At 46.0% G+C, this 24,137-nt stretch carries 29 protein-coding genes; 7 read left to right on the forward strand and 22 right to left on the reverse strand.

Translation table 11 applies throughout. From position 1 onward, the window contains the following. Positions 1-95: 95 nt before the first annotated feature. The 5 genes from AC5W14_RS00580 to AC5W14_RS00600 form a co-directional block, all read right to left on the reverse strand. Positions 96-365: a YneF family protein gene (locus tag AC5W14_RS00580; RefSeq protein ID WP_120192169.1), complete on the reverse strand. Its 270-nt coding sequence runs from the start codon at positions 363-365 to the stop codon at positions 96-98. Positions 366-540: 175 nt separating this feature from the next. Continuing rightward, the gene (gene tkt / locus AC5W14_RS00585; RefSeq protein ID WP_496059535.1) at positions 541-2,544 is read right to left on the reverse strand and encodes a transketolase; all 2,004 of its coding nucleotides are present in this window, start codon (positions 2,542-2,544) and stop codon (positions 541-543) included. 319 nt (positions 2,545-2,863) lie between these two features. After that, on the reverse strand, positions 2,864-3,106 hold the full coding sequence (locus tag AC5W14_RS00590; protein WP_496059534.1) for a DUF896 domain-containing protein: 243 nt from the start codon (positions 3,104-3,106) through the stop codon (positions 2,864-2,866). A gap of 143 nt (positions 3,107-3,249) precedes the next feature. Next, positions 3,250-3,903 carry a YneB family resolvase-like protein gene (locus AC5W14_RS00595; RefSeq protein WP_496059533.1) on the reverse strand — a complete coding sequence of 218 codons (654 nt, stop codon included), beginning with the start codon at positions 3,901-3,903 and terminating at the stop codon, positions 3,250-3,252. 29 nt (positions 3,904-3,932) lie between these two features. Continuing rightward, complete coding sequence (locus tag AC5W14_RS00600) at positions 3,933-4,148, reverse strand: hypothetical protein (RefSeq protein WP_496059532.1); 216 nt, start codon at positions 4,146-4,148, stop codon at positions 3,933-3,935. A gap of 160 nt (positions 4,149-4,308) precedes the next feature. Between AC5W14_RS00600 and lexA the strand changes: the two genes are divergently transcribed. The 3 genes from lexA (at position 4,309) to AC5W14_RS00615 (ending at position 5,630) form a co-directional block, all read left to right on the forward strand. Continuing rightward, positions 4,309-4,938, forward strand: coding sequence for a transcriptional repressor LexA (gene lexA / locus AC5W14_RS00605; RefSeq protein ID WP_120192174.1), 630 nt, complete (start codon positions 4,309-4,311; stop codon positions 4,936-4,938). Between the two features lie 128 nt (positions 4,939-5,066). Then, positions 5,067-5,228 carry a hypothetical protein gene (locus AC5W14_RS00610; protein ID WP_496059531.1) on the forward strand — a complete coding sequence of 54 codons (162 nt, stop codon included), beginning with the start codon at positions 5,067-5,069 and terminating at the stop codon, positions 5,226-5,228. A 189-nt stretch (positions 5,229-5,417) separates the two neighbouring features. Then, positions 5,418-5,630, forward strand: a complete 213-nt coding sequence (locus AC5W14_RS00615; RefSeq protein ID WP_496059530.1) for a hypothetical protein — start codon at positions 5,418-5,420, stop codon at positions 5,628-5,630. A gap of 30 nt (positions 5,631-5,660) precedes the next feature. Here AC5W14_RS00615 and AC5W14_RS00620 read toward each other — a convergent pair whose 3' ends face one another. After that, positions 5,661-5,906 carry a hypothetical protein gene (locus AC5W14_RS00620; protein WP_496059529.1) on the reverse strand — a complete coding sequence of 82 codons (246 nt, stop codon included), beginning with the start codon at positions 5,904-5,906 and terminating at the stop codon, positions 5,661-5,663. A gap of 205 nt (positions 5,907-6,111) precedes the next feature. Between AC5W14_RS00620 and AC5W14_RS00625 the strand changes: the two genes are divergently transcribed. Continuing rightward, entirely contained in the window at positions 6,112-6,357 is a 246-nt protein-coding gene (locus AC5W14_RS00625) for a hypothetical protein (RefSeq protein WP_496059528.1), read from the forward strand. A 31-nt stretch (positions 6,358-6,388) separates the two neighbouring features. On the opposite strand, the gene AC5W14_RS00630 is transcribed toward AC5W14_RS00625, so the two are convergent. The 7 genes from AC5W14_RS00630 to AC5W14_RS00660 form a co-directional block, all read right to left on the reverse strand. Further along, positions 6,389-6,559, reverse strand: a complete 171-nt coding sequence (locus AC5W14_RS00630; protein WP_496059527.1) for a hypothetical protein — start codon at positions 6,557-6,559, stop codon at positions 6,389-6,391. A gap of 349 nt (positions 6,560-6,908) precedes the next feature. Further along, positions 6,909-7,394: a DsrE/DsrF/DrsH-like family protein gene (locus AC5W14_RS00635; RefSeq protein WP_496059526.1), complete on the reverse strand. Its 486-nt coding sequence runs from the start codon at positions 7,392-7,394 to the stop codon at positions 6,909-6,911. Positions 7,395-7,410: 16 nt separating this feature from the next. Continuing rightward, positions 7,411-7,638 carry a sulfurtransferase TusA family protein gene (locus tag AC5W14_RS00640; RefSeq protein WP_496059525.1) on the reverse strand — a complete coding sequence of 76 codons (228 nt, stop codon included), beginning with the start codon at positions 7,636-7,638 and terminating at the stop codon, positions 7,411-7,413. A gap of 19 nt (positions 7,639-7,657) precedes the next feature. Beyond that, positions 7,658-8,788 carry an MBL fold metallo-hydrolase gene (locus AC5W14_RS00645; RefSeq protein ID WP_496193473.1) on the reverse strand — a complete coding sequence of 377 codons (1,131 nt, stop codon included), beginning with the start codon at positions 8,786-8,788 and terminating at the stop codon, positions 7,658-7,660. Positions 8,789-8,802: 14 nt separating this feature from the next. Then, positions 8,803-9,363: a sulfurtransferase TusA family protein gene (locus tag AC5W14_RS00650; protein ID WP_496193474.1), complete on the reverse strand. Its 561-nt coding sequence runs from the start codon at positions 9,361-9,363 to the stop codon at positions 8,803-8,805. Between the two features lie 103 nt (positions 9,364-9,466). Then, positions 9,467-10,249 carry a sulfite exporter TauE/SafE family protein gene (locus AC5W14_RS00655; RefSeq protein ID WP_496193680.1) on the reverse strand — a complete coding sequence of 261 codons (783 nt, stop codon included), beginning with the start codon at positions 10,247-10,249 and terminating at the stop codon, positions 9,467-9,469. A gap of 69 nt (positions 10,250-10,318) precedes the next feature. Continuing rightward, positions 10,319-10,579, reverse strand: coding sequence for a metal-sensitive transcriptional regulator (locus AC5W14_RS00660; RefSeq protein WP_496059522.1), 261 nt, complete (start codon positions 10,577-10,579; stop codon positions 10,319-10,321). Between the two features lie 291 nt (positions 10,580-10,870). Between AC5W14_RS00660 and AC5W14_RS00665 the strand changes: the two genes are divergently transcribed. Together AC5W14_RS00665 and AC5W14_RS00670 are read left to right on the forward strand one after the other, a co-directional pair. After that, on the forward strand, positions 10,871-11,329 hold the full coding sequence (locus AC5W14_RS00665) for a hypothetical protein (RefSeq protein ID WP_496059521.1): 459 nt from the start codon (positions 10,871-10,873) through the stop codon (positions 11,327-11,329). Between the two features lie 240 nt (positions 11,330-11,569). After that, positions 11,570-11,692 carry a hypothetical protein gene (locus tag AC5W14_RS00670; protein WP_496193475.1) on the forward strand — a complete coding sequence of 41 codons (123 nt, stop codon included), beginning with the start codon at positions 11,570-11,572 and terminating at the stop codon, positions 11,690-11,692. Positions 11,693-11,742: 50 nt separating this feature from the next. Here AC5W14_RS00670 and glnA read toward each other — a convergent pair whose 3' ends face one another. The 4 genes from glnA to hflX all read right to left on the reverse strand — a co-directional run bounded on the left by glnA (position 11,743) and on the right by hflX (position 16,203). Further along, positions 11,743-13,095, reverse strand: coding sequence for a type I glutamate--ammonia ligase (glnA, locus tag AC5W14_RS00675; RefSeq protein WP_496059519.1), 1,353 nt, complete (start codon positions 13,093-13,095; stop codon positions 11,743-11,745). A 74-nt stretch (positions 13,096-13,169) separates the two neighbouring features. Beyond that, positions 13,170-13,559 carry a MerR family transcriptional regulator gene (locus AC5W14_RS00680; protein WP_496059518.1) on the reverse strand — a complete coding sequence of 130 codons (390 nt, stop codon included), beginning with the start codon at positions 13,557-13,559 and terminating at the stop codon, positions 13,170-13,172. Positions 13,560-13,668: 109 nt separating this feature from the next. Further along, positions 13,669-14,934 carry a methionine gamma-lyase family protein gene (locus AC5W14_RS00685; RefSeq protein WP_496193476.1) on the reverse strand — a complete coding sequence of 422 codons (1,266 nt, stop codon included), beginning with the start codon at positions 14,932-14,934 and terminating at the stop codon, positions 13,669-13,671. A gap of 15 nt (positions 14,935-14,949) precedes the next feature. Then, entirely contained in the window at positions 14,950-16,203 is a 1,254-nt protein-coding gene (gene hflX, locus AC5W14_RS00690; RefSeq protein WP_496059516.1) for a GTPase HflX, read from the reverse strand. Between the two features lie 53 nt (positions 16,204-16,256). On the opposite strand from hflX, the gene AC5W14_RS00695 reads away from it, so the two are divergent. After that, the gene (locus AC5W14_RS00695) at positions 16,257-17,234 is read left to right on the forward strand and encodes a tyrosine-type recombinase/integrase (protein WP_496193477.1); all 978 of its coding nucleotides are present in this window, start codon (positions 16,257-16,259) and stop codon (positions 17,232-17,234) included. Between the two features lie 40 nt (positions 17,235-17,274). Here AC5W14_RS00695 and hfq read toward each other — a convergent pair whose 3' ends face one another. The 5 genes from hfq to mutS form a co-directional block, all read right to left on the reverse strand. Beyond that, positions 17,275-17,514 carry an RNA chaperone Hfq gene (gene hfq / locus AC5W14_RS00700; RefSeq protein WP_496059514.1) on the reverse strand — a complete coding sequence of 80 codons (240 nt, stop codon included), beginning with the start codon at positions 17,512-17,514 and terminating at the stop codon, positions 17,275-17,277. Continuing rightward, positions 17,501-18,496, reverse strand: coding sequence for a tRNA (adenosine(37)-N6)-dimethylallyltransferase MiaA (gene miaA / locus AC5W14_RS00705; RefSeq protein ID WP_496193478.1), 996 nt, complete (start codon positions 18,494-18,496; stop codon positions 17,501-17,503). Before miaA ends, hfq begins: the two co-directional genes overlap by 14 nt. Positions 18,497-18,499: 3 nt before the next feature. Beyond that, on the reverse strand, positions 18,500-19,279 hold the full coding sequence (locus tag AC5W14_RS00710) for a class I SAM-dependent methyltransferase (protein ID WP_496193479.1): 780 nt from the start codon (positions 19,277-19,279) through the stop codon (positions 18,500-18,502). A gap of 248 nt (positions 19,280-19,527) precedes the next feature. After that, positions 19,528-21,369 (reverse strand): DNA mismatch repair endonuclease MutL, encoded by a 1,842-nt coding sequence (mutL, locus tag AC5W14_RS00715; protein ID WP_496059511.1) that lies wholly within the window; start codon positions 21,367-21,369, stop codon positions 19,528-19,530. Between the two features lie 18 nt (positions 21,370-21,387). Further along, positions 21,388-23,988 (reverse strand): DNA mismatch repair protein MutS, encoded by a 2,601-nt coding sequence (mutS, locus tag AC5W14_RS00720; RefSeq protein ID WP_496059510.1) that lies wholly within the window; start codon positions 23,986-23,988, stop codon positions 21,388-21,390. Positions 23,989-24,137 lie beyond the last annotated feature (149 nt).

The raw sequence follows: 24,137 nt of genomic DNA on the forward strand, positions 1-24,137 counted from the left end.
TCATACGCCATTTCCCTTTTTGCCTTCAAGAAAGGAGCTGCGTAAAGCGCAGAAAAAGCATAAAAAAACGCTCTCTGTATTAGAGAGCGCTGCTATTATTTTTTTGCATTTTTCAACTCTTTTTTTGTTTCCTTTTTTGATTCTTTTGTATCCTGCTGACGCTGCATAGCCTTCATCATCTGATTAATTTTCTTCTGTGAAGGGTTCTGCCCCATCTGCATCATCATAACCCGCAGCATCTGTTCATTAATAGGCGGGTTTTTCTTTAAGTAGTTCATCATTGTTTTTCTGGCGATAAAAAAACCAAGCGCTGCCCCTGCGATTAAACACAGTACGCCGACGAGTACAAACCAAAGCCAATCCATTCCGGCACTTCCTCCTTCTATTTCTAGTGAACATCCTTTTTATCCTTCGTGGATACTGTAAGGACCTCTAACATTATACCTTACTAACAGGCGGATGAAAAGAGCCTCCCAGTGATTTGCTTCAATTTCCAGATCCGTAAAAAAAGAAGCCTGGATCTCGTCCAGGCTTTGCTTTTTATTTTTGAAGCAGGTCTTTTACAATAGATACTACATTTTCGGTTGTAAAGCCATACTCTTCCATAATTTTATCTCCAGGAGCAGAAGCTCCAAATTCATCAATTCCGAGAACGGCGCCTTCTGTGCCTACGTACTTGTACCAAGGCATTGTTGATCCCATTTCCATACCTAGAGCTGGTACTCCTTTTAACAGCACGCTGTCTCTGTAGCTTTGCGGCTGGCGGTCAAAAGCAAGAAAATCGGGCATACTTACTACGTTAGCCGCAATTCCTTCCTGCTCAAGTGCGGCTTTGGCATCCACTGCCAGCGCCACTTCCGAACCGGTAGCCAGAAGCTGCACTTCTGGTGAACCAACAGATTCTACGATATATGCGCCTTTAGCTACGCCCTCTTCCGCTCTTTCAGCAGAAGTTGACAGCGTAGGAAGACCTTGTCTGGTTAGAGACAGAACGGTTGGGCCGCCTGTGCTCTCCAATGCCACTTTCCAGGCCGCGGATGTTTCATTGCCGTCGGCTGGACGGATGACGTGAACGCCCGGGATTGCACGAAGAGCAGCGATTTGTTCAACGGGTTCATGTGTTGGGCCGTCTTCTCCGACTGCAATGCTGTCATGTGTGAACACATACGTTACAGGCAGATTCATTAATGCACTTAAGCGAAGTGCCGGACGAAGGTAATCAGAGAACACCAGGAACGTGGATGCATATGGGTGTACGCCGCCGTGCAGCTTAAGACCGTTAAGTGCAGAAGCCATGGCGAATTCTCTTACGCCAAACCAGATGTTACGTCCTTTGTAATTATCTTTTGTAAAATCTGTTTCTTCTTTAATTAATGTCTTATTGGAAGAAGCCAGGTCAGCCGAGCCGCCGAATAACGATGGCACGTGCTTGGAAATGGCCTGAAGCGCATCGCCTGAAGCAGCACGCGTAGCTACCTTTTCATTCGTATAGGCGGGAAGTTCTTTTTCCCATCCTTCAGGAAGCTCCCCTTTTAGCGCCTTAATGAATTGTTCAGCATCTTTTGGGTGCTTTTTCTGGTAATCCGTAAACAAATCGTTCCATTCTTTTTCTTTGCGGGCGCCTGCTGCTTTTTTCTCAGCGAAAAAGGCCGTTACTTCTGCCGGTACGTGGAATTCTTCTTCGTATTCCCACTTGTACATTCCTTTGGCCAATGTAATTTCTTCAGCGCCAAGCGGAGCACCGTGTGCTGCGTTGGTACCGCCTTTATTAGGAGAGCCGTAACCGATTGTCGTTTTGACTTCGATTAAAGTTGGCTTGCCTGCTTGCTTTGCTTCTTCAATTGCTTCTTTAATAGCTTTCGTATCATTGCCATCTTTTACGAGGATGGTGTGCCAGCCATATGCATCATAACGCTGCATGACATTTTCGGAAAATGACTGGTGCAGATCGCCATCGAGCGAAATATCGTTGGAATCATAAAGCACAATCAGGCGGTCCAGGTTCAGGTGACCGGCTAAAGAAGCGGACTCTGAACTGACCCCTTCCATGATATCCCCATCGCCGCATAGAACATATGTATAATGATCTACGAGCGGGAAGCTGCTTTTGTTGTAAGTAGCTGCCATATGGCGCTCTGCCATAGCCATGCCTGTTGCCATCGCAAGCCCCTGGCCAAGCGGACCGGTGGTGGCTTCAACGCCTGGTGTATGGCCGTATTCCGGGTGTCCCGGAGTTTTGCTTCCCCACTGTCTGAAGTTCTGAAGCTCTTCCAGAGAAAGGTCATAGCCGGTAAGATGAAGCAGGCTGTATAAAAGCATAGAGCCGTGTCCCGCGGATAGAACAAAACGGTCGCGGTTAAACCATTCCGGGTTGCCAGGATTATGATTCATGCACTCTGTCCACAAAGTAAAGGCCATTGGTGCCGCTCCCATAGGTAATCCCGGGTGACCGGAATTAGCCCGTTCAATGCTATCGATCGATAACGTACGAATCGTATTAATAGCTAAATTTTCTAATTGCGTCGCTGTAGTCTGCGCTGCCATAATCGTATTCTCCCCTTGTCTCTGTTTAGTAATTAACGTCCATCCATGAATAAATAATAAACGCTTTCTTTTTATTATACAAGAATCGCGGCGAAATACGTGGAATTTTTCTAAATCGTGCCGGCTTTCTTTTGACAGGCCGGATCTACCATCTCCGCTGTTTCTAATTCCTTTTGTTTAACGGAGTTGTAACCACGTTAAAAAGACCATCCTCTATTGTTTTAACGAAAATGGTCTTCCGGATTCCGCTCTTCGGGCAGCGGCTCATATACGAATATAATATCATTACGCCAGATGAAGAATATATTTGTGTGCCACGCTATCTGGAGCGGTACACTTTACGTTCTTTCTTTGATCGGTCCAGCTTATCGGGGGTAACGTCAGCGCCTTCAGGATCCACTACTTTAACCGAATGAAGCTGGTCTTTAAATGACGAACGGAAACTCTGCAGGTATTCTTCTCTCAGTTCGTGCTGTTCTATGCTCTCAGACTCCGTCAGGCCGGTTGTCTTCGCGCGCTGGGACAGCTCATTAATGCGTGCAATTTTGTCTTGGGATAACATGATATTCCCCCCTTTTATGTTCGTTTCCATGAATATCCTTCTATATTAATGGTACTTATATACCCGCTTTTATGCAAACGGAACCATCTTTGTTCTGGAGGGATAGGAAGGTATAGGGCCTCATCAAAGGCGCTCAGCCTTCACTACGACTGTTCATCTTCTTTTTTCATATGCTCCCGGTAGCGCCGGTGCACCGTGGCTTTAGATACATCGTATCCGAGTCCGCGCAGGGTCGCGGCAATATCATAAAAGGGAAGGTCCCGCTGACGGAGCCTGATGATCTCTTCTATCGGCACTTCTTTTTTTACACGCTCTCCCTGGCCCCGGTTTTTTAAATTCTTATCGGGGCGGTAGCCATTTTCTACTGCCCGCTTCATTCCGCGCTTGATCTTAAAATTATGCAGCCTGCGCTGATGCTCCTCCACGATGGAGAGTATATCAATCAGCATACTGTCTGACTCAGATAATTCAAGCACGCCGTTTTCCCGGACTGAATAAATTGTTACTCCACTTTTGTGGAGGGCGTGAAGGACCGCTACTTTTGCATGGCCTCTTCCAAGTCTCGTATCATCCTGCACGCACAAAATAGAAGCCTTTCCTGACGAAAAGTCTTCAAGCATCTCCAGCAGCCCTTCTCTTTCCATAGAATAGCCGCTCTGTTCTTCTTTGATTGTTTTATAAATAGGCAGATTGTTTCTCTTGGCAAGAGATGTCAATTCCTCCACCTGCCGCTCCAGAGAAGTCTGCTGTTCTTTCTTTTCGGTACTCACCCTGCAGTAGATAATGCACTTCTCCATCGTCCCACTTCACCTTCTGATTACTTTCATTAGTCCAGGGTATAATTCACCCATTGATAGGCGGTTAATTCCTGTTCGATCTGAAGCTCTTCTGCTTCCTCCGTTATATCGTCTTCATAAACAAAACCTGCTTCTGCATCTGGTGCATTAATCTGGACGGCTATAATTAGAAATAAAATTGATGCTGCAAATAGTAATAATATCATCCATTCCTGCATCGTTACATTCGTTATTTTTGAAATCATTGTAATTCCCCCGTTTTTAAGAATGTGCGTTCCCTTTTTTAAAAGTATAATAAGAACTTCTGTTCCCGTCAAGTAAAATTAGAACGGATGTTTGCATGTTCGTATTATTCATGATACAATTTTTTAAAATAACATTACACGCACAGGAGGTGCCGGGACTTTGACTAAATTATCAAAACGACAAGAACAAATACTTGACTATATAAAAGGGGAAGTACGTCTAAAAGGCTATCCCCCGTCTGTCCGGGAAATCGGAGAAGCTGTGGGACTCGCTTCCAGTTCTACCGTGCACGGACATTTATCCAGGCTTGAAAGCAAAGGTTTTATTCGACGCGATCCTACTAAACCAAGAGCAATAGAGGTGCTGTCTTTTGAAGATGCACCGCCTGAAATATCCGAAAGCTCTGCTGTGTACGTTCCGATGCTCGGTAAAGTTACAGCCGGTGAACCCATTACAGCTATCGAAAACATAGAGGAATACATTCCTCTTCCGGAACGTATGGTGGCAAATGAACATGAGAATGTTTTTGTCCTTACTATTCAGGGGGAAAGTATGATTGAAGCCGGTATTTACGATAAAGACCTGGTTATTGTCAGACAGCAGCAGACAGCAAACAACGGAGACATTATTGTAGCAATGACCGAAGAGCTCGAAGCGACCGTAAAGCGTTTTTACAGGGAGAGCGGTTATATCCGCCTGCAGCCTGAAAATGCAGCCATGGACCCTATTATTCTTGATGACTGTACTGTTCTTGGTAAAGTCATCGGCGTTTTCCGCACCATTCATTAACGAATAGAAAACGGCTTTCTTCATTATTGAAGAAAGCCGTTTTTTCATTGAGAGGTTTTGAAAAAACCTGTTGTGGTATACAAATATATAATTAAATACAGCTATGATCATGGAAAGGAGATAAGCCATTGCTCTATATTAAATGCCATTCATGCGGCAAAGAAACAAAAGCAGAGGTGCAGATGCCGGCTTCTGATCTAAGCGATGCTGCTATTGATCAGGAATACCAGAATTGCCCTCAGTGCGGCAGTCCTATTAAGCTGCTTGCCGATGATATATACGAAAAATAGAATGCCCACTGGGTATTCTATTTTTATTTGCTTCTTTTTTTCTATTGTTCACCAGTTAGTCATTTTTTTCGCTGTTTTGTCACTTTTTAGACATTGATTTCACGTCTCTAATGCGGTTTAATAGGAATAAGGCAAACAACGCTCACTATTTCACAAGAGCGGAATCTATACTAATCAGGAGATGTTGAAATGGCTGCATCTAATATAATGGAACGTGTATTTAACAGTACATTATTTATCGGCGTAATTTCCGCTGTGCTTGCTAACTTAATTTTGATCGATATTCTCCATTTTCAGGAGACTCTCGCTCTTACTATACTGGTTCTGGTGTTCATTTTTCTTCTTGTATTTACCGCAGTAAAATCTATCTTTTTTCTATTTCTTGATGTCGTAAGGCATTAAAAAAGCGTCCCCTGCAGGGAACGCTTTTTTTTATTCTTCTGGTTCTGGTTCTTTTACCGGCTTGGTGTCTTCTCTTAAGTTAAACCCGGTTAATTCTTCATAAGAAGTGGTGCGATAGGTTTCATAATGCTTTTCTACTTCTTTATCAACATCTTTTTGAGAAAGTACATTATGACGTAGAATAAGATCCCATAAAATTTTGTTTCTTGCCTGCTCGATAGAAAGCTGACTCGCTAAATCCATAATCATATCTTCTGTATTTCTTCCACTTACCATATTCGTTCCATCCCCTTTCCGTATGCCATTATCCTACAGTATACCGTATCCTTCAAGGGAGAGTCCTTGTCCCTTGTATTCCATCTTAAAATTGTGCGCTTTCTGCCTGGAGGTGCTTCAAATCGGTTCTTCCTGCTTCATCGTTTTGATATCCCGGGAACCGGGAAGAGAACAAAGAGACCATTTAAACAAAGGAGAGATACATGTGGATATTATTAAAAAGTTTGTTGACCATCATATGGACAAATATAAAGAAGGAAATACGTTTGAAGCCGATGACGCTTTTCGACGGGACCAAAAGGAAGTTGCTGATTCATTGGGCCTTAACCTGCAGGACCCGGCGGATGAACGATTATTCCGGTCATTTGAGAGTATGGTAAAAGATTACGCTAACGGCACTAACTCGTACGATGAAATTGAGCATAAAGCAGTTGAAATCCAAAAAAAATAATCATCTAAAGCTCTCACGCTTGAGAGCTTTTTTATTTTGTTACTTTTGTAACGACGGTATAATGCTCATCTGTATGCTTTATAACCTGCTGAATCTCCGCATGCTGGAATTCTTCGGCATACTCCAACATTAACTTTTCTATTTCGACTGGAAGAAACCCCGCATCTTTTAAAAAAAGATCATGGTATAACTCTTCTGTCATATTATCTCCCCGCTTTCTTGTTTTCTTCTTCTATTATAAAAGATTTTTTCTTCATATTCGCGGTTTTAAACCGATACATAGAAAAAGCTAATAAAATGCAACCTTTTTTAGGAAATATCGACTATAATAAAGTAAACTATTTACCATAATTATGAATATATAGATACAGGAGGACTAACGTGAAAAAATTTATAGTAGGAATTGCTATAGCCGGTATTATGGGCGCTGTCACTTCCTGCGGCATCGCCTGACAGCTGCCGGGTTTCCTGTCGTTCAGTCCGTATCCACCCTACATATTAGAAAGAGCCTGTTCCCTTAGGGGCACAGGCTCTTTTCTGCAGTATACGTATTAAATAAACAGGTTAATGTTGGACTCTTCTGCTTCTGCCAGGTAAGTAGCGACACCGGCGTAATCCAGTCCATCAATCAATTCTTCTTCTTTGAGTCCCATGACGTCCATAGACATTGTGCAGGCCACCATTTTTACATCCAGGTCCTGGGCCATTTCAATCATCTCTTTCAAAGAAGACACATTATGATTTTTCATCATTTTTTTCATCATTTTCGGTCCCATACCGCCAAAATTCATTTTCGACATAGCCAGTTTTTCCGGACCGCGCGGCATCATTTTTCCGAACATTTTTTCCATCATCGATTTATCACTGCCGCTGATGACGTTATCTTTCCGAAGCACGTTCAATCCCCAGAAAGTGAAAAACATCGTTACGTTCTTTCCCATTGCTGCAGCGCCTGTAGCGATAATAAAGCTGGCAATTGCTTTATCCAGGTCTCCATCAAATACGACCATTGTTGTTCCGTTTTTTGTTTCTTCCATTTTTTTATTCTCTCCTCTATCCTTTTTTGATCCAGAATGTAAATTCATTGTTTTCTTCTGCCTGCTCCAGTAACTCGTGGCCCGATGATTTGGTCCACGCCGGCAGATCTGCTTTGGCTCCCTTATCTGTTGAAACGATTTCCAGCACATCCCCTGTCTGCAGGGTATCCATTGCTTTTTTTGCTTTTACAACCGGCATTGGACATGCCAAGCCTTTGGCGTCTACAGTTTTAGTTGCATTCATAATAAACTCTCCTTCTAATTTATGATACCGCGCAGCGGTTCGGCCCAATTTCCATTTCTGTCTGGTCTTTCGGCTCCGGCTGTACTTTTCCCATGTTTGTCTGACGAATCTCCTCGTAGGCATTTGGCTGCGGAGGAAGGTTTTCGGTTACCATTTTGCGGAAGGCGGTCTCATCTGTCACCTGCAGTCCGGTATTCTCTTTGAACAGCACATGCAGCTGTTCCATTACTCTTCCGTGATCATCCATCTCTTCTTTTTTTGAAAAGTGGGCTGGCAGTACCCAAAGATCATCCTTTAATGTCTGATACGTTTCATAAAGTGATTTTCTCAGGTCTCCTACCCAGTCCTCTGCTTTTCCGGCAAGATCCGGACGGCCGATGGAATCTATGAATAAAATATCTCCTGTAAGCAGGTACTGATTATCAATAATCAAAGAGGTGCTGCCAATGGTATGGCCGGGGGAATACAGGGCTTGTACCGCTACCTCTGTTTTTCCTGCACGCAGCACATCGTTATTGTGCAGAGGCTGGTAGGAAAACGTTACTTCTCCAGCATCCGCTTCCGGGAGGTAATACACCGCTCCCGTTTGTTCCGCCAGCAGCCTGCCGCCGGAAATATGATCGGCATGCAGATGGGTGTCTACAGCATATTTAAGAACCGCATTTTTTTCTTTCAGGAAATTAGTGTATACATCAGTTAGACGCACAGGATCAATAATCACAGCTTCTCCTCCGGAAACTACCATGTAGGACAGGCAGCCTTTTCCAATCCGTACGAACTGATACAACTCGCCGCCGTCAGATAGATCGCCGACTTTAACCGGCTCCAGATGTTCACTCCACGTTTTCATTCCGCCCTCCAGGTAATACACTTCCCGGTCTGCAGCTTCCACCAGCTGCTCAGCCACAAATTTAGAGGAGCCTTCTTTTGCGCAGACAACAATAACTGGTTTGTCCTCGGGTATCTGTGGAAGAATGGATTCAACTCCTTCCAGAAGGTCAAAATAAGGAGTATTCACTATTTCTACGTTTTTCCCTTCTACTTTCCAATCTTTAAACGCATCTTCGTTGCGAACATCTAAAATAAATATATCTTTTTTATTTATTACTATTTCTGCCAGTTCAGCAGCAGTCATTGCTTTCATAGCCATGCCTTTTTCCTCCTCTATTTATCTTCGGTCGGGCCATTCCAGCCGCTCATTCCCGGTTTTACGTTTTGTACTTTAGTAAATCCTTTTTCTTCCAGGGTATATGCTGCCATGCTGCTTCTATTACCGGTTCGGCACACAACATATATTTCATGCGAATGATTCAATTCGCCGGTTCTTTGTTCCAGTTCTCCCAATGGTATCGAAACCGCTCTTGGGATATGAGCAAATGAATACTCTGCCGGCTCTCTAACGTCCAGTACTGTAATATTGTCATTGTTTAGTGCTTCCTCGAGTTTTTCATTAGTTGCTTCGTTCGGATAAGGCTTGGTTTCTTTCACTTCAGCAGGATTGGCTTTTCTAACATAATGCAAAAGTACCTTTCCCTCTTCTTTGGATCCGATATATTCATGACCTGTCGTTTTAGCCCAGCCTTTCATATCGGCTAAAGAGCCACGGTCTGTAGCCTGAACTTCCATTACTTCACCTGCATTAATCGTATCCATCGCTTTTTTTGTTTTTACAATCGGCATGGGACAAGCGAGCCCTTTTGCATCTACTACTAAATTTACTTTCATTACATTTCCTCCTCTTATACTCTACGGGGTATTATTTATCCCAAAAAAATAAACCTATACCTGTATGGGTATATTACCAATAAAAAAATAAGTTGTCAACCTACTATAAAATATCCATCCAGATTTTAATCGCTGTTGCCAAAATGAGTAAAGCAAGGATCCATTGAAGAATCTTCGTGTTCATACGCTTTCCAACCATTACTCCAAGAGGTGCAGCAATTAAACTTGCAGCTACCATCACAGCGGCCGGACCCATTAGCACCTGATCAGTGGCAATTTTTCCGACGGTCGCACCGATGGAGGATATAAATGTAATCGCCAGAGACGTTGCTATCGTCATTCGCGTTGGAATCTTCAGTACAACGAGAAGGATAGGAACCAGAATAAACGCTCCGGCTGCACCGACAATCCCTGCTCCTATCCCAACCAGAAAAGCAGAACCTGCAGCGACCGGCTTATTAAACGTTACCAGGTCATTCGGGGTATCGTCTTTTCCTTTTTTCGGAAGAAACATCATGATTACAGCCAGTGTCGCAAGAATGGCATATATCATATTCACACCGTTATTACTCATATAATTAGAGCCGACCGCGCCGATCAAACTTCCCGTCAAAATACTGATTCCCATATAGAAAATAAGGGATTTATTTAAATACCCACCTTTTCTATACGCCCAGACGCCGCCTATTGTAGCAAAAAACACCTGGACGGCACTGATGCCGGCTACTTCATGAGCGGTAAATGCTGTAAGTCCCAATAGTGGCGGGATGTATAGCAGCATCGGATACTTTATTATAGAGCCGCCTATTCCTACCATGCCTGACACGAAAGAGCCGATAAAACCGATTAAAAATAGAATGAAAATAAAAAATACTGTTAGTTCCATGAAAAGCACCTCATCCGCTTCTTCCATTTCTATATTACCCCTATGGGTATATAAAAGACTAAAATTTTTTTATTTGCTTTTTCCTAATAACTGAACGGCTTCCTGTACAAATTCAGCTGTATCTTCGCCTTTTTCAATTTGGTCTCTAATACACTGCTCCAGATTTTCCGCTACAATAAAAGAAATAGCCCGGTCAATCGCAGATCTGGCTGCTGACAGCTGATAAACCACGTCTTTGCAGTCTTTCTCTTCACTCATCATGCGCTGTACGCCTCTTACCTGTCCTTCCACCCGCTTCAGGCGGTTCTTCATCTCTGTTGAATAATCCATATAGCTGCACCCTTTCTGTACTGTTTTCTTTTAATACCTTACGGGGTATATTATATAACGCTTATTTTCTTTTCGTCAACTATTTATTCATTCTTTTTTTATAGTCGTTGTTTAAAAAAGCCGTTCCCTGTACGATTTCTTTAGGTATCTACGTATTAACAGAGCTTCTAAGTATGATATAGTGGAAAGAAACAGCGGTATATCACTAACCGTCTGCTGTTTTGCTTGTTAACCATCTACTACTGTACTCAAGTCATTGAGCCGGCAGTAAAATCAGGAGGGTCTTGTTATATGAGCGACTGGAAAGAACACGTATCAAAAGACGCACTGGAACGAAATATTCAAAAAATCAAAGAAAAAAATGAGATTTCTGATGAAAAATTAACAGAATGTATCGATCACTTATTCTCTATTTTTAATTCTGTTCGAGATGATATTAACGAACAGACAGATGTACAGGTGAACTATTTCCGGGAATACTATGAAGCGTCTTTCACCTTCGATCAGACCATTTTAAAAATCCGGATCGATACGACGAATAATCCAAGACGAAAAGCAGAAGCCTCTTTTTCCGTATACATCGATGATGCAAACTTCAGCCTGGGCCAGCCAAAATACGAAAGTGCTTATTTGGTGGATACCGCGAACTGCTTCTGGTCAGCAGATCCAAGCAGAAAAGTCGAGTTTACAAAAGAAATGGCCGACTCGGTATTTGAGCACATGCTCACCCCTTATATAGAAATGGATTAACAGGCTTGTTTCGTACCACTTAAAGTGTTTATAAATAGATAGTAAAACCCGGTCGCGCTGTGAACCAGTGCAGCCGGGTTTTTTTATTCATTTTATGCCGCAACGCATACTTTGACGTTTACTTTAGCTTCCACAAGGAAACAATGTAGTACTGCAGCGTTTAATTTGTATTGTATATTCGGCCCAGACACCCGTATTTATTATTGGTTATGACAAATACACACCAGGGGGGGTATAAAAATGAAACGAACAGGATGGATGGTACTGGCTTTTACTGTATTATTGGTCACTGCTGCCTGCGGCGAAGAAGAAGCACCGGAAGATCCACCGCCTGAAAACCCGGAAGTCGAAGAAGAAGCATAATAAAAATACAAAAAAACCTACAGCCAGTGAGGCTGTAGGTTTTCTGTTTATTAATAAGTCTGTAGGAACTGATCTCTTTCCCATGGGTGAACCTGCGTGCGGAACATATCCCACTCGATTTCTTTCGCTTCTGCGAAATGCTCGATTGCGTGTGGTCCAATAGCATTAACAAGAATATCATCTTCAAGAAGGCTGTTTACTGCCTCATTAAGGTCAGCCGGAAGATCTTCGATACCTTCCTGTCTGCGTTCTTCTTTGTTCATGATATAAATGTTGCGGTCCGTTGGTTCTGGTGCAACAAGCTTGCGCTTGATACCATCCAGGCCGGAAGCCAGCATTGCTGCGATAGCAAGGTATGGGTTCGCGGATGGGTCCGGGCTTCTTACTTCAATACGCGTGCTCAGGCCGCGTGAAGAAGGGATACGGACAAGCGGGCTTCTGTTACGTGCAGACCATGCAACGTAAACTGGTGCTTCAAATCCAGGAACAAGACGCTTGTACGAGTTAACAATTGGATTCGTTAACGCTGTAAAGCCCTGTGCGTGCTCAAGGATACCTGACATAAACTGCATAGCAGTTTCGCTTAGCTGGGAATCCGTTTTCTTATCAAAGAACACATTGTCTTTGCCTTTGAAAAGAGACATGTTCAAGTGCATACCAGAACCGTTTACACCAAAGAGCGGCTTAGGCATGAATGTAGCATGCAGGCCGTGCTTCCTGGCGATTGTTTTTACAACAAGCTTAAACGTCTGGATGTTGTCACACGTTGTAACGGCGTCAGCATATTTAAAGTCGATTTCGTGCTGTCCTGGTGCCACTTCGTGGTGGGAAGCTTCGATTTCAAAGCCCATTTCTTCCAGTTCAAGTACGATATCACGACGGCAGTTTTCACCAAGATCCGTTGGAGCAAGGTCAAAGTAACCGCCTTTATCGTTAAGCTCAAGCGTCGGCTCGCCTTTTTCATCATTTCTGAAAAGGAAGAACTCAGGCTCAGGCCCAATGTTAAAGTCAGTAAAGCCAAGCTGCTCTGCTTCTTTAAGTACACGCTTCAAAATACCGCGTGGGTCACCTGCGAAAGGTTTTGGCTCGTCGCCAGGTTTACCCGGCTCGTAGATGTCGCAGATAAGACGCGCTACTTTACCTTTTTCCGGTGTCCACGGGAAGATAACCCATGTGTCCAGATCCGGGTATAAGTACATATCGGATTCTTCGATGCGTACAAATCCTTCGATGGAAGAACCATCAAACATCATTTGGTTGTCTAGTGCTTTTGTAAGCTGATCCACGGGAATCTCCACGTTCTTGATAATCCCCTGTAAATCTGTAAACTGCAAGCGGATAAATTTTACGTTTTCGTCGTCTGCCATTTTCATGATATCTTTTTTCGAATAACTGTTAGCCATTTGTAGAAACTCCTCTCCTTCTTTGAACAAAAAATTATATAATCTTCTGCAGTGCAGAAGGTAAAACCGTGCTGCTAGTCAAAAAACCTCGATAGCTGCCCCTGAATCAAGGAGGGCCTTCCGTACTTGCCTGTGTGCATAAGCTCATTTTTTAAATGACGCCTCAGCTCCAGGTCGGTAAGGTCTCCATCTTTTCTTAAAGGAGCTCCGGCCGCTTTGTGCTCGCGGAGCAGAAAGATTTCCCGGATACCTTGAAGATTTACGCCCCGTTCAAGCAGGCTTTTAATTTCAAGGAGACGGTCCACGTCATTAAAAGAGAACAGGCGCTGATTTCCTTCTGTTCTGGATGGAAAAACCAATCCATATTCTTCGTAATAACGAATCTGCCTGGCGGACAGTTCCGTCAGTTTTTTGACAATACTAATGGGAAATAAAGGCATATTCCTTCTAATATGATCGTTCATCAGTAGGCCTCCTTCCCTAAGGAAGATAATCTCATCCTAACTGATGTTACTTTTATAGTCAAGTCCATGTAAGCTTTTTTCACATCAAAATTTTCTGAAAGTATGCCTTTTAGTCTTTGAGCACCAAAAGTTCTTTCTCCAGCAGGGTGGACAGAGCATGCTCCACAGCAATTTTCACATGGGAAAATGTCAGCCCGCCCTGCACGTAGGCCGTATATGGAGGCCGGATCGGTCCGTCTGCGCTCAGTTCGATGCTTGCCCCCTGTATAAACGTTCCGGCTGCCATAATGACGTCTGATGTATACCCCGGCATGTAGGCAGGCTGCGGGGTGACGCGGGCATCTACCGGAGATGCTTCCTGAATCGCCTGGCAGAACGTGATCATCTGCTCTTTAGAAGCAAACGTTGCTGACTGAATCAAATCGGTACGCTTCTTAGTGTAGGACGGGGTCGTCTGCATGCCGGCTTCTTCCAGCAGGGCAGCTGTATACAACGAGCCTTTCAACGCTTCGCCTACTACATGAGGCGCAAGAAAAAGCCCCTGAAACATTTCCTGCAGGCTGTACAGCGTCGGACCGCCCTCCATCCCTATACCCGGAGCAGCAAATCTTGATGCCGCTTTTTCAATTAAATCCTGCCGACCTGCTATATAACCGCCTGTTTTGACAATGCCGCCGCCGGGGTTTTTAATAAGCGAGCCCGCCAGCAGATCGGCGCCTGCATGGCCCGGTTCGCTTATTTCAGTGAATTCCCCGTAGCAGTTGTCAACAAACACGATCATGTCAGGTACCGCCTGCTTGATAGCTGCTATAACCTGCTCCATTTTGTCCATCGAAACAGATTCCCGCTCGGCATAGCCGCGCGAGCGCTGAATCGCAATGACTTTTGTTGCCTCCGTTACGTGAGAAAGAATACGCTCGGCTGACAGCTCTTCGCCGGCTTCATAGGGAGATTCCTTATACGTAATGCCCCACTCCTGAAGCGTCCCTTCTGCTTCTCCTTCTATTCCGATCACGGTGCGCAGCGTATCATAAGGCATGCCAGTCGCATACAGCAACTCATCTCCCGGGCGCAGCACCCCAAATAATGCCGCCGTAATGGCGTGCGTGCCGGAAATAAATTGGGAGCGTACAAAAGCCGTTTCCGTACCGAATACGCCGGCGTAAAGACTGTCAAGCTTCTCCCGGCCGATATCGTCATATCCGTAGCCCGTGGAAGGCGTAAAGTGAAACGCTCCCACGTTTTCCTCCCGGAAGAGCGTAAGAAGCCTTTCTGTATTCCGGTCCGTTGTTTCGTCTATTTCCTCAGTGTACAATGCAATATTCTGCCGGGCTTTTCTTTTCCATCCGCCCAGTTGTTCTGTTGTTTCCTGCACGTTCGTTCCCTGCCTTTATTCTGTCATTTTATATTTTTTAATAATGCCGTTTACCGGGTGATCGGTCGGAGCAAACCCTTCCCATTCCAGCATGTTGTCTTCTTCTATTAACGTTTCTTTCTTTAAGATCGTACTTTCATACAGGCTGGATAAATCTTTTCCTTCCCACATTGGAATACGGATCTTATGAAACTGCATCTGTTCTTTTAAAATGTCTTCCATTGCTTCCCGCAGCCGCTCAATGTCTGCATCTTCGCGTGCCGAAATTCGGATGGACGGGCTGTTCCCCCCGGTAAGAAGTTCTGTGTCTGTTACCTGGTCTATTTTATTGTAGATGGTAAGAACCGGGATCGCTCCGGCATCAAGCTCGTTTAGCAGTTTATCGACTGTTTTCATATGCTGATGGTAGTCCGGGTGGGAAACATCAACGACATGCAGCAGCACATCTGCTTCTTTCACCTCTTCCAATGTGGAACGGAAAGCAGCAATTAACGTTGTTGGCAGGTCTTCAATAAATCCAACCGTATCCGTAATTAACACAGAAAGGCCGGAAGGAATGTCCATTTTCCGGGTCAACGGGTCCAGGGTGGCAAACAGTTCATCTTTCTCCATCGTGTCTGCCTGGGTCAATTTATTAATGATGGTTGATTTCCCGGCATTTGTGTAACCTACCAGAGCATATTGAATCGCATAGTTATTTTTCCGCTGCTTACGATAGCCTTCTCTGTGGGAGATCATCTCTTTTAATTGGGATTTCAGGTCGTCCATCCGCTTTTGAATGTGGCGGCGGTCGGTTTCCAGTTTGGTTTCCCCGGGACCTCTCGTACCGATTCCGCCTCCGAGCCGTGACATCATCTGCCCCTGTCCGGAAAGACGCGGCAGCAGGTAGGACATCTGGGCCAGCTCCACTTGGATAATACCTTCTTTCGTCCGGGCCCGGCGGGCAAAGATATCTAAAATAAGCTGCGTCCGGTCCATTACTTTGCGGTCCAGCTCATCTGTTAAATGTTTAACTTGACTGGAAGACAATTCGTCATTAAAAATGATAGTATCAACATTTAGTTCTTCGGCTCTTTCATAAAGCTCTTCTACTTTTCCTTTTCCCAGATAGGTGGAGCGGTGGGGCGAGTACCGTTCCTGGGTGAACAATTCAACGACCGTACCGCCTGCAGTATCCACCAGCGCTCTTAATTCTTCAATAGAAGCGTCAAACCTTGAATCTTTACGGCTTTTATCAATAATACCTACAATAATTACATCTTCTTTCAATGAAAAGCCTCCTTGGTCTATATTCGTTTATAAAAAAGAAAGGATCCTGCCCTATGGCTCATGAGCAGCTGTTAACTGAACCACCGGATGTTACGCTATTTCTGGATTACCTCGCTTCCCGGGGAAGAAAGGAGAGCACGATCCGGCGCTACCGCTATGATCTTCAGGATTTTCATGCCTATATTTCTGTTGAACTTGACGAGGACAGCCCGGCCGCTTCCGGACGAATTACACCGTCTCTTCTCGAAGGGTACTTTTCCCTGCTTACTGAGGGCAGACACTATCATGCAAAAACAATCAAACGGATTCACACGGTGCTGCTCCGGTATTTTTCATTTCTGCACAGCTCGCAGCGTATATCCGCTAATCCAATGGCCGATGTTACAGCTGAAGAGGCCATTACGGAACATCTTCAGGAAAAGGACCTCGTATATCCATCGGAAGTGAAAAAGCTGTTTCAATCGCTTCGCTCCGACGCTGGACTCTCTGCCCGGCAGGCTGCCGTACGCCCAATGCTTGCCCCGCGGAATCTGTTAATGATTCAGCTTTTCCTGCAGCACGGTCTTCGGCTTCAGGAGCTGTCGACCCTTACCTACCGCCAGGTTAATCTCGGAAAAGGAGAGCTTGCGATATCGGAATTTACCGGCAACCCCCGAATTGTCCAGCTCTCCGCCGCTGAAAAAAAGCTGTTTTTCCAATATTTCCAGCTGATTCCGGAGCCGGTGCGCCCTTCTTATCCTCATCATCCTGTATTTGTTGCCTTTGATTTCCAGCGCCAAACCTACCGCTGGAGTTATGAAAATGATGCGCCGAAAAACCTGACGGAAGTCGCCATTCAGAAAATGCTGCGTGAAGAACGCCGCCGGGCGGGCATTGATCGGGCATTTTCTGCAAAACATTTCCGGAACACCTATATTGTGAATGAATTGAAAAAAGGCACCAGCCCTGAGCGTATGAAAGAAACGCTCGGCCTGCAGTCTATTCTAACATTAAACAAGTATATTTCCTTTGTAAATCAGGCAACAAGCTAAAAAAAGAAGGTCCCCGCAGATGGGGGACCTTCTTTTGTGTTTAAGATTCATCCGTTTCAGGAGTCGTCTGAAGCGGTACATTACGCTGCGGTGAAAACGTAGATATGGCATGCTTATACACAAGCTGCTGCTTGCCATCGCTGTCCAGAACGATGGTGAAATTATCAAATGCTTTAATATGGCCCCTGAGTTGAAATCCATTCGTTAAAAATACCGTCACGGGAATTTTGTCTTTTCGGAGCGTATTTAAGTATTGGTCTTGAATATTAACATGTTTCATCGTCTGGATCTCCCCTCCGCTTTCTTCTTGCTTGTATACCTTTCGACAGAGGCTCCCTGATTCCTTCAAGATACGAAAGAAGTTTTGTTTCTTTTGCAGCATTGGAAGTATCTGTCATATCCATCCATTCCACATCTTCTTTATTCCGAAACCAGGTCAGCTGTCTTTTTGCATAATTTCTTGAATGCTGCTTTAACGTATCCAGTGCCTGCTCAAGCGAACACTCCTGACGAAGGTAAGGAAACAATTCTTTGTATCCTATTGCCTGCGCTGCCTGAACATCCGGTCCCGCATTTTCCAGCAGCCACTGCGCTTCTTCTATCAGGCCGGCTTCTGCCATCTGATCGACCCGGTCGTTAATCCGCTTGTAGAGAACCTCTCTTTGTATATCCAGGCCAATCATCCGGACCGAATATGGACTTTCCGCTTCTTCCTGCTCGGAAAATGCTTTCGTCCGGCCGCCCTGCTGCTTTAAAATTTCCAGTGCACGGATGACACGCCGGGCGTTATTCGGATGAATTCTTTCCGCCGCTGCATTGTCCTGCATTCGGAGCTGTTCGTGCAGCCACTGCTTCCCATGTTCTTCCAGCTGCTTTTCCAGCATAAGCCGGTACTCTGGATTGGCTTCGCTTTTTTGAAAATCAAAGTTTCTTGTCAGAGCCCGTATATAAAGGCCGGTTCCGCCTACTACGACAGGCACCTTCCCCCGGCGGCTGATGTCTTCAATCCATCCGGCGGCCCTCTCCTTAAAATCTGCCGCAGTGTACGCCTCATGAATCGTTTTTATGTCAATGCCATGGTGCGGCACCGCCTGTCTTTCTTCCTCGGATGCCTTAGCTGTTCCAATATCAAGCCCTTGATAGGCCTGCATGGAATCGCCGCTTATGATTTCTCCGCCTATTTGCTGCGCGATCATCAGGCCGGCTTCTGTTTTTCCCGAGGCGGTCGGCCCAACAATAATTATTACTTCCTGCTTTGTCATTATTTATACGTCCTTTTCCAGTACGCCGTAAGCAAATGCTGCATGGCTCTTTTTTCTGCCGGCCTCTGGAAATGCTTTCCACACCGGACTTCTGCTGTGCTCTTTAAACACGACTCTCTTCCGGCACACCCGAAGCGCTTCCTGAACATCCACTGCCTGCAGTCCACCGTAGCTTGCAGCCGCTCTCAGAGGCTCCATAGAAGATGAATCAGCCAAGGCTTCATGAAACATCGGATCAAAGTACACAACATCCCATGAAGCTGTAGGAGCCTCACGGAGCCATTCAGAATAATCTGCATGAACGGTTTGAATTCGCTGCATCGCCTCGTTTAATAACGCCTCCTGCAGATTCCAGTGCTGCAGGCCCTTTTTTACGACGGCTTCAATCTCTTTTGTTTTTTCCAGCGCCTGAACCTGACCTGTTTCCCCTGCCGCAGCGCTCAAAACAATGCTGTCTGAACCGAGTCCCAGCGTACAGTCCAGGACGCTCGTACCTTCAGCAATGCCGCCGGCTTCAATCAGCGGATCCCTGCCTCCGTCCAGTACTCTCTTTCCCCTGAGTTTTGCCATGCTCGGGTGAAAGAAAAAGCCATTGCTGCTGTTGGGCGGATGGAAAGTGTCGGCCTGATCCCCCACTACATAAATGGCGTCCCCGGTTTCAACCAGCCATTTTTGTATGGATTGTTTTTTTCGTTCCGCAAAAGCTGCTCCCCAGCGGGCAGCAAGTGCTCCTGCCTCTTCCCGGGCATTGCTTCCGGCGGCTTTTGTTGTCGTTATAATCATACTGTATGTCGCCTGCCTGTCTATTTAAACGTGAAAAAAGCGCCGGATCGGCGCTTTTAGTTGTCGGACTGTGACCGTTTCAAAAAGTAATACGCCATGATGACACTTACTACAATGATAAAAAATGAAATACCGCCAATAGCTACTACATCAAGTGCTGACATGAACTGATTCCCCCCGCTATGTAATATTTGCTTTTATTATAGCATACATGAGCCGGAGAACAGGGAAAAAATGAGAGCGCTTTTTTACTGCACCCGTTTAAACATCTTTTCCATATCATACGAAGAAAAATGAATGACGATCGGACGCCCGTGCGGACACGTATACGGCTCCCTGCACGTGCCGAGTTTTTCGATAAGCGCCGCTATCTCATCTTTGCGCAGATGCCGGTTCGCTTTGATGGCTGCCTTGCAGGACATCAAAATTGCTGCTTCTTCCCGGACTTTATGAATGCTGATATTTTTTTCCTGCTGCAGCTGCTCCAGCAGCTCCCGGATTACCGATTCCGCCTCCTGAGCCGGAAACCATGTAGGCTGGGAACGGATGCGGAATGTATTTTCTCCAAACTCTTCCAGGTACACCCCGGCCTGTTCCAGTTCCTCGCGGGAGTTGGCAATAACCAGCTTTTCCTGGCTGGTTACTTCAAACGTCATCGGAATCAGCAGATCCTGCATCTCAGTGTTTACACTGCCGATTTTTTCTCGGAAAAATTCATAAAAGATCCTTTCCTGGGCAGCATGCTGATCGATAATATACAGGCCGTCCCGGCTCTGGGTCAACAAATATGTGCCATGCAGCTGGCCGATCGGCTCCAGCTCCAACAGCTCCCTGTGCCGATATGGTTCCGGCTCTTTCTCAGACATGGGCATGGCTGTTTCTTCCGGTACCGCAGGCGGCTCTTCCTGGAAAGACGGCGGCTCCTGAGATGGTTCCGGCCACGGTTCTGCTACGGCCTCTGCCCGCTGCCAGTCCGCCTGCTCCTGTTGAAACTCCGGGGGAGCCGTTTTAGAGGCCACCTCCTGCTTTTCCTGCTGCAGAGGAAGTTCCAGCGCCTCTGACTGCATGCGCTTCGCCCGCGCCGTATCGGCTTCCGGAATAAGGGATAACTGCTGCAGCGCCTGTTTTATCGTATTTTCGACATCCTGCAGCATTTCTTTTTCTTTGCTGAGACGAACTTCCATTTTTGATGGGTGCACGTTTACATCCATTAACGTGGGATGAAGCTTAACATGCAGCACGGCCATCGGATGACGGCCGATCGGAAGCAGGGTATGATAGGCCTGCTCTATTGCTTTGACCAGCGGAAAATGCCGAATAAACCGCTCATTTAAAAACGTAGACATATAATGACGGGAGGCCCGGTTGATTTCCGGCTTAGCTATATAACCCGTCACGGTATAATCGTTGGATTCGTGATGAATCGGCAGAAATGACTTGGCCGTCTGTCTGCCATAAATGGAGGCAATAACCGTCAGCAGCCGGCCGTCCCCGTTTGTATGAAGCATCTGCTTGCCATTATGAGCCAGCCGGAATGAAATATCAGGGCGCGACATTGCCAGACGATTAATAATATCGCTGACTTTGCCTACCTCCGTGTGAACGGTTTTCATATATTTAAGTCGTGCCGGCGTATTAAAAAACAAATCGCGTACGCTGATATCCGTTCCTTTCCGGCTTTTGGAAGAGGTCAACGTAATTCTTTTTCCTCCCTGGTAGCGAAGAAGCGTGCCCGCGTCACGACCGTTGCCGGTTTCCATTTCCAGCTGGGACACAGCCGCAATACTTGGCAGTGCCTCTCCTCGGAAGCCGAGTGTATGAATATCAAACAAATCCTTTTCGGAAGTAATTTTACTCGTCGCATGCCGGTAAAAAGCAAGGTCGGCGTCTTCCCGGTCCATGCCGCTTCCATTGTCGACCACACGGATTAAAGAGAGGCCGCCTTCCTCCAGGTCCACCTGGATTCGGCTGCCGCCCGCATCAATCGCATTTTCTACCAGCTCTTTCACGACAGAACTCGGACGCTCCACCACTTCACCCGCTGCGATCTTATTGGATAAATCGTCCGGCAGTTTCGTAATTTTAGCCATCGTTTTCTCCTTTCCCCATCAGCGGAGTCTCTGCTGCATTCGGTAAAGCTTCTCAAGCGCCTCCATTGGCGATAAATGCAGTACATCTGTTTTACGAATATCATCCAGAATGGGATGAAGTTTCCCATTTTTTGTTTTGGCCGCCGCCTGCTCTTCTTCCTGAAACAGTGTCAGCTGGGTCGGCTCTTCTTTTGCAGGCGCCGCCTCCCGAACAGACGATGCTTCAGCCGTTTCGCGATTTTTATCTTTTTGTTCCAGCTGCTTTAACAGCTCCCCTGCTCTGCTTAACAGGGGATCCGGAAGATCGGCCAGCTTCGCCACATGAATGCCGTAGCTCTCGTCCGCGCTGCCTTCTTCAACTTTATGCAGAAAGACAATCCGGCCTTCTTCTTCAATCGCCCGTACGTGGACGTTTTGAAGGTTTGGCAGGGAATCGGCGATCGTCGTTAACTCGTGGTAATGCGTCGAAAACATCGTTTTGGCACCAATGCTTTCATGTATGTGTTCAATAATGGCCTGAGCGAGCGCCATCCCGTCGTAAGTGGACGTACCTCTGCCAATCTCATCAAGAAGAATCAAACTGTTCTTTGAGGCATGGGAGAGCGCGTAGTTGGTTTCCAGCATTTCCACCATAAAGGTACTCTGTCCGGAAGCCAGGTCGTCAGCCGCACCGATTCTTGTAAACACCTGGTCAAAAATAGGCAGTTTTGCCTCTTCCGCCGGCACGAAGCAGCCCGTCTGGGACATGATGGAAATTAGAGCAGCCTGTCTCATAAATGTACTTTTACCGGACATATTCGGCCCTGTAATAAGCAGCATGTTTCGGCCTTGTTCCATGTGGACATCGTTTGCTACGTATTCACCGGCACCAACGATTTTTTCCACGACCGGATGTCTGCCGTTTTTAATATGGACGCTGCCATCCCTGCTCATTTCCGGCCGGACATAGCCCTGCCGGTCGCTCAGTTCCGCAAATCCCTGCAGCACGTCAATCTGGCTGATTACGAGCGCTGCTTCCTGCAGCGGACGAAGGTACGTTTTTACTTTTTCCCTTAATTCTAAAAAGAGCGTATGTTCCAGCTCTACACTTTTTTCCTGGGCTCCTAAAATCAATGCTTCTTTCTCTTTCAGTTCCGGCGTCGTGAAGCGTTCGGCATTCGTCAGCGTCTGCTTACGGTCATACCTGCCTTCAGGCAGAAGAGGAATATTTGCTTTTGTCACTTCGATATAATAACCAAACACACGGTTAAATCCGACTTTCAGGGATTTAATTCCGGTCGTCTGCTTCTCATCACGTTCCAGCTCGGAAATCCACTGCCGGCCGTTCGTACTCGCTTCCCTGTATTCATCTAGTTTGTCATGGAAACCCTGCCGGAACATCCCGCCTTCAGTAATGAGGCCAGGCGGCTCTTCCACGAGACCGTCTTCCAGCAGTTCGAGCAGGTCATGAAATTGATCCAGCGGGGTGGTCCATTTCTGCAGAAGAGAATTATCAATCTGCTTTAAAATCGAAATAATTTCAGGCAGTTCCTGCAGCGTGCGGCGCATTTGCACAAGCTCCCGGGCGTTCACATTACCAAAAGCTGCTTTCCCCGCGAGCCGCTCCAGGTCATACACAAACTTAAGCCGGTCGCGCAGGTCTCCACGTTCGAAAAAATGGTCAAGCAGGGACTGTACAATGCTCTGTCGGTCCGTTATTTCTTTTTCCTGCAGCAGAGGCTCTTCCATCCAGCTTTTCACCCGGCGGGCTCCCATTGCTGTCATCGTCTGGTCCATCAGCCAGAGAAGGGATCCTTTTTTCTTATGGTCCCGGATCGTTTCGGTAAGCTCCAGATTCCGACGCGAATTTCGGTCCAGCTGCATTTTCTGGCGGGGCTCATACAGGTGAATCGGCTGTAGATGATCAAGTGAACGCTTCTGTGTCCGGGACAGGTAGCTGCTTAACAGCCCAAATGCCCCCAGAACCGGAGCACTGCTTATATGGGTGCAGAGTACAGCAAACTCTTCCGGGATGTCAGCTGACTGCTGGACGGAAAATGTGCCGGGAAAAGTCGTCCACTCCCCGTCTTTTGGGGATTCCTGCAGGATAAGCTCTTTCACATTTGCTTTGGATGCTTCCTGTTCCCATGCAGGCCGGTCTGCTTCCAGCCGGGCTCCGTATATTTCCCCGGTCGTTAAATCCGCTTTAACAAAGCCGGCACTCCCGTCTTTATCCTGGTAATGAGCCGCTATAAAATTATTTTCTTTTTCGTGGATGGCGCGCCCTTCCATGACGGTCCCCGGAGTAATTAAGTTGACAACTTCTCTTTTTACAACCCCTTTGGCAGTTTTTGGGTCTTCCACCTGTTCGCAGACCGCAATTTTGTATCCTTTTTCAATCAGCGTAGAGATATACCCTTCTGCTGAATGATGCGGTACCCCGCACATTGGAATATCGTGGTCGCCCTTACTGCCTCTTTTGGTGAGCGTAATTTCCAGCTCCTGCGCAGCCTGGACGGCGTCGTCAAAAAACAATTCATAAAAGTCACCCAATCGGTAAAATAAAAAAGCATCGGTATATTCCGCTTTAATTCGTTTATATTGCTGCATCATTGGTGTTTCCTGAGTCACAAAAATCATTCCTCCAGCTCTTCTATCGCTTTGTATCTGTTTTATTATAGCATAGCTGATTCCTTCTCCTAAACGGGTTGAATCTCTTATTATAAATTAATGTGGTTTGTGAAATTATAAAGACCTGAATACCTTAAAGTGTTTCTGCAGCAAAAAAA

The organism is Sinobaca sp. TMA16-18 (assembly GCF_059510535.1).